Annotated in this window: 5 protein-coding genes; 1 reads left to right on the plus strand and 4 read right to left on the minus strand. The window is 67.0% G+C overall.

All coding sequences use genetic code 11. The features are described from left to right. Window positions 1-275: 275 nt before the first annotated feature. The 4 genes from ABSF49_RS20885 to tnpA form a co-directional block, all read right to left on the minus strand. Complete coding sequence (locus ABSF49_RS20885) at window positions 276-968, minus strand: UPF0149 family protein (protein WP_424114558.1); 693 nt, start codon at window positions 966-968, stop codon at window positions 276-278. After that, window positions 965-2,560 (minus strand): IS66 family transposase, encoded by a 1,596-nt coding sequence (tnpC, locus tag ABSF49_RS20890; RefSeq protein ID WP_424114559.1) that lies wholly within the window; start codon window positions 2,558-2,560, stop codon window positions 965-967. The genes ABSF49_RS20885 and tnpC overlap by 4 nt, the downstream gene beginning before the upstream one ends. A 72-nt stretch (window positions 2,561-2,632) precedes the next feature. Next, on the minus strand, window positions 2,633-2,986 hold the full coding sequence (gene tnpB, locus ABSF49_RS20895) for an IS66 family insertion sequence element accessory protein TnpB (RefSeq protein WP_424114560.1): 354 nt from the start codon (window positions 2,984-2,986) through the stop codon (window positions 2,633-2,635). After that, window positions 2,983-3,426 carry an IS66-like element accessory protein TnpA gene (gene tnpA, locus ABSF49_RS20900; protein ID WP_424114561.1) on the minus strand — a complete coding sequence of 148 codons (444 nt, stop codon included), beginning with the start codon at window positions 3,424-3,426 and terminating at the stop codon, window positions 2,983-2,985. Before tnpA ends, tnpB begins: the two co-directional genes overlap by 4 nt. Window positions 3,427-3,486: 60 nt before the next feature. Here tnpA and ABSF49_RS20905 point away from each other — a divergent pair. After that, window positions 3,487-3,854: transposase (locus tag ABSF49_RS20905; protein ID WP_424114562.1), on the plus strand; the 368-nt coding region annotated here is incomplete at its 3' end.

The following is a 3,854-nucleotide window of genomic DNA, read 5'->3' on the forward strand; positions in this document are numbered from 1 at the left end:
ATCAGGTCCCAGGCCCATGCATGCCCGACCCCTATTTCCCGTTCTGGCTGAAAGGCGTTGTCTTTCTCCATTGGAACGGCTCGACCTTGACCGAGAATGCCGGGTTAATCACCAAGCCGTGCAACATGTAGCTGGACGAAAAGGAGAAGCCGGAGGGACCGCCTCACGGCGGACTGATCAGGACCGCCCGGCTTCGTGGTTCAAGTTTGCTTCGAAATGACATCATCACGAAACGTAAGCGGCCCTTGGATCCCACGGCGGCCTCTGGCCGAGGTTCACGCGCCAGCGCAGCAGCGTTTGTATTTCTTCCCTGAGCGACAGGGGCATGGGTCGTTGCGGCCGACCTTTTCGCGCGGCAAGATGGGCGCCGGGCGGCGGCCTGCGGCTTCTCGTATGCGGGCGAGCTTGCGCAGGATCAGGATCATGCGCGGGACCAGGGCGGCTTCGGCGTCGAGCAAGCCGTCCAGGTCGGATGGGCGTTCGTCGGCATGAGGGGCGTCGAGATCGAAGAAGCCGATGAACGGCTCGAGAACGACTTTGGTCCGTTCGTCCTCGACCAACCCGCTCCAGGTCGCCGGCGCCAGCGTCATCGCCTTCCAGAACCCGCGCGCCCATGCGCGCACGGCTTCGTGGCTCGGCTTTTCGTCTCCCGCGACGAACAGGGGCCGATAATCGATCGTGCGGTCGGCCTCCATGCGCTTGAGGCTGCGGTCGATGTCGCGGATCAGGAGATTGTAATGCGCGACCACGGCGCCGAGGACGGCGTTGATCTGCGTGTCGTCCCCGAAGATCGGTTCGTCGTCGCCCCAGAGCCGAGCCATCCAGACGCTCGGCAGGATCGGGTCGGCTTGCGGCGTGACGACGACGCCGGTCAGGTAGCCGTCGAGTTCGAGCGGAGACATAGCCGTCTTCGGCGCCTGCGGCGAAGCCAGGAAGCTCGACCAGACCGCAATCGGATCGATCGTCACGCCGCGGCCTCCTTCGGTTGCGAGATCGGATGCTCGGCGCCCCATGCCCAGGGCATGAGCTCGTCGATGCGGGAGGCGGGCCAGAGGTTGACGAGCTTCATGAGCACGTCGGCGAGATAGGCTTGCGGGTCGACGTCGTTGAGCTTGCAGCACTCGATCAGCGAGGCGATGCAGGCCCAGTTCGCGGCTCCCTCGTCGTGGCCGGCGAAAAGCGCATTTTTTCGATTGAGAACGATTGGCCTGATTCCGCGTTCGACGATGTTGGTGTCGAGCTCGATGCGGCCGTCGTCGAGGAACCGCGTGAGACCGTCCCAGTGGTTCAGGCCGTAACGAAGGTCCTCGGCGATCGTTGCCTTGGCGGAGACGCGGGCGAGCTGCCGCTCAAGCCAGGTCTTGAGCGCCTCGACCAGCGGCTTGCTTCTCTCCCGGCGCACACTGCGCCGCTCCTCGGCGCTCGCGCCGCGGATTGTCTTCTCGATCGCATAGAGCGCGGCGATGCGTTCGAGCGCTTCGCTGGCGATCGGCGCATTGCCGCTCTTGGCGTGTTCGTAGAACCGGCGGCGCAGGTGCGACCAGCAGAACGCGAGCGTGACGGCCTCGCCCAGCGCCTCGGCGGCGATCTTCTTGTAGGCGGCGTAGCCGTCGCATTGCACGACGCCGCAATAGCCGTCGAGCAGTTTCAGCGCATGCACCGCGCCGCGGCCGGGCGCGTAGGTGAAGGCGATGGCCGGCGGATCGGTTCCGCCCCAGGGCCGGTCGTCTCGAGCGATCGCCCAGAAGTAGCCGTTCTTCACCCGGCCGCGGCCAGGGTCGAGCACCGGCGCCTTCGTCTCGTCGACCGCGATCTTGCCGGAGCCGAGGATCAGTTGGCGAAGGCGCAGATAGAGCGGCTCGAGTTCGGCCGCGGCGTATCCCACCCAGAACGCCAGGACCGATCGCTTGATTTGGAGGCCCTGGGCGGCCAGCATCTGAGACTGCCGGTAGAGCGGCAGATGCCAAGCGTATTTGGAGACTAGCACCGAGGCCACCATCGCCTCGGTCGGCAAGCCGCCCTTGATCAGCCGCTCGGGCGCCGGCGACTGCACGACCGCCTGCTCGCAGGCGCGGCAGGCGTATTTGGGACGGTGCGTCACGACCGCCCGGAACTGCGCCGGGATGACGTCGAGCCGCTCGGAGGTTTCCTCGCCGATCACGTGCATGGGCGAGCGGCAGCACGGGCAGCTCTTGTCCTCGGGCTCGATCGTCACGTGCACGCGCGGCAGATGGGCGGGAAGCGCGCCGCGCGTCGCCCGGCGCCTTTCCGCACGAGCGCGAGCGCGCTCCTCGTTCTGCTTGTCGTCGGCGGCCTCGCTCGTGGCGATGGCCTGCTCGACATCCTCAAACGCCAGGGCGAACTGGTCCGGGTCGAGCTTCTCGGACCGGCGGCCGAACTGCATGCGCTGCAACTGATGCAGGAGATGCTGCAGGCGATCGTTGCGGGAGAGAGCCTCGTCGCGCGCCGCAATCGCGGCGTCGCGCTCGGCGAGCGCGGTCGCGAGCTGCGCCTGCAACTCGGCGATCTCGGTCGGCGGCTGATTCGCGCTCTCGCTCATGACCGAGAGAGAATCACGATTGCGCATCGTCGTGATCAGGAAAATGGCAAGCTGATTCAATTGGTCACAGCTTCATGACGCAGCCTCCGGACGAGGGACGTCGCGCGCGTGAAGACGCGACCAATCCAGCCCGTCGACGAGCGCGGCGAGCTGCGAAGCCGACAGACGCATCACGCCGTCACCGATCGGCGGCCAGCGAAACGCGTTTTGCTCAAGCCGCTTCCAATAGAGCACGAGCCCCGACCCGTCCCAGGTCAAAATCTTCAGCCGGTCCGCGCGCTTGGAGCGGAAGACAATGATCACACCCGAGAAGGGATCGCGCTGAAGCTCCTCGCGCGCCAGGGCGGCGAGGCTGTCGGCGCCGCGGCGGAAGTCCACCGGCTTCGTCGCGACCAGTACCCGCACGCCCGCCGGAACCGCGATCATGTCGCAGCCTTCACCGCACGCAGCACCGCGGTCAGCGTCGCCGCGTCAGTGCCCGGGGTGACGCGGACCGTAGCGGCGCCGATCACGATCTCGATGATCGAGGGGCCGCTACCCTCCGTCGGCGCGACCGGCGCTTCCAGACTCGGAAGGGCTTCCTCGACAACGACAGGAGCGAAGGTCGCCCCGTGCCCAGCCCCCGCATCGTTCACGGCCCGGCTCGCGCGCCGTTGGGCCTCGCGCCGCCAGCCAAAGAGTTGCTGCGGCGTCAGCCCCTGGCGCCGAGCGACAGCCGACACCGTGTCCCCGCTGTCGTAAATCTCAGCGAGGATCTCCGCCTTTTGCGCAGGGGTCCACATCCGGCGTCGACCCGAGCCAGTGAACACCTCCAGCCGACGCACCGGCTCCGGCTTGGATTTGGGCAAAAGCTCAGTGTCCGACACGTGTCCAACCCGCTCGATTCAGCGAGCCCGACATTCGCCGATCGGCGGCCGGCCTTGAAGGTGGGGTCGAAAGGCCGCTTACAGAGAGGCGCGCGTCGACGACGTTTCTCGTCGAGCGACGAGAAGCGTCGGATGGTCGCCGAGAGCCTGAAGCCTGGCGCGTCTGTGGCGATGGTCGCGCAGCGCTATGGCGTCAACGCCAATCTTCTGTTCACCTGGCGGCGTCAGGAGGCTGCCGCGGCGAACGGCGGCGCGGAGCGGGTGAAGCTCCTTCCTGACAGTGGCGGAGGCCGAGGCGCCGACAGCCTCTCCCGTCGCGGCGCCAGAACCGATCGGGCGGATGGAGATCGTCCTCTCCGGCGGGGAGCGGATCATTGTCGGCGTGGACGTCGACGCGACGGCGCTGGCGCGCGTGGTCAGAACGTTGA

It is taken from the genome of Roseiarcus sp., assembly GCF_049514155.1.
Classification (GTDB): domain Bacteria; phylum Pseudomonadota; class Alphaproteobacteria; order Rhizobiales; family Beijerinckiaceae; genus Roseiarcus.

Excerpts from the sequence above, each read along its gene's own strand:
- tnpC (WP_424114559.1), bottom strand. The coding sequence starts at position 2,560 with ATGAGCGAGAGCGCGAATCAGCCGCCGACCGAGATCGCCGAGTTGCAG.
- tnpB (WP_424114560.1), bottom strand. The coding sequence starts at position 2,986 with ATGATCGCGGTTCCGGCGGGCGTGCGGGTACTGGTCGCGACGAAGCCG.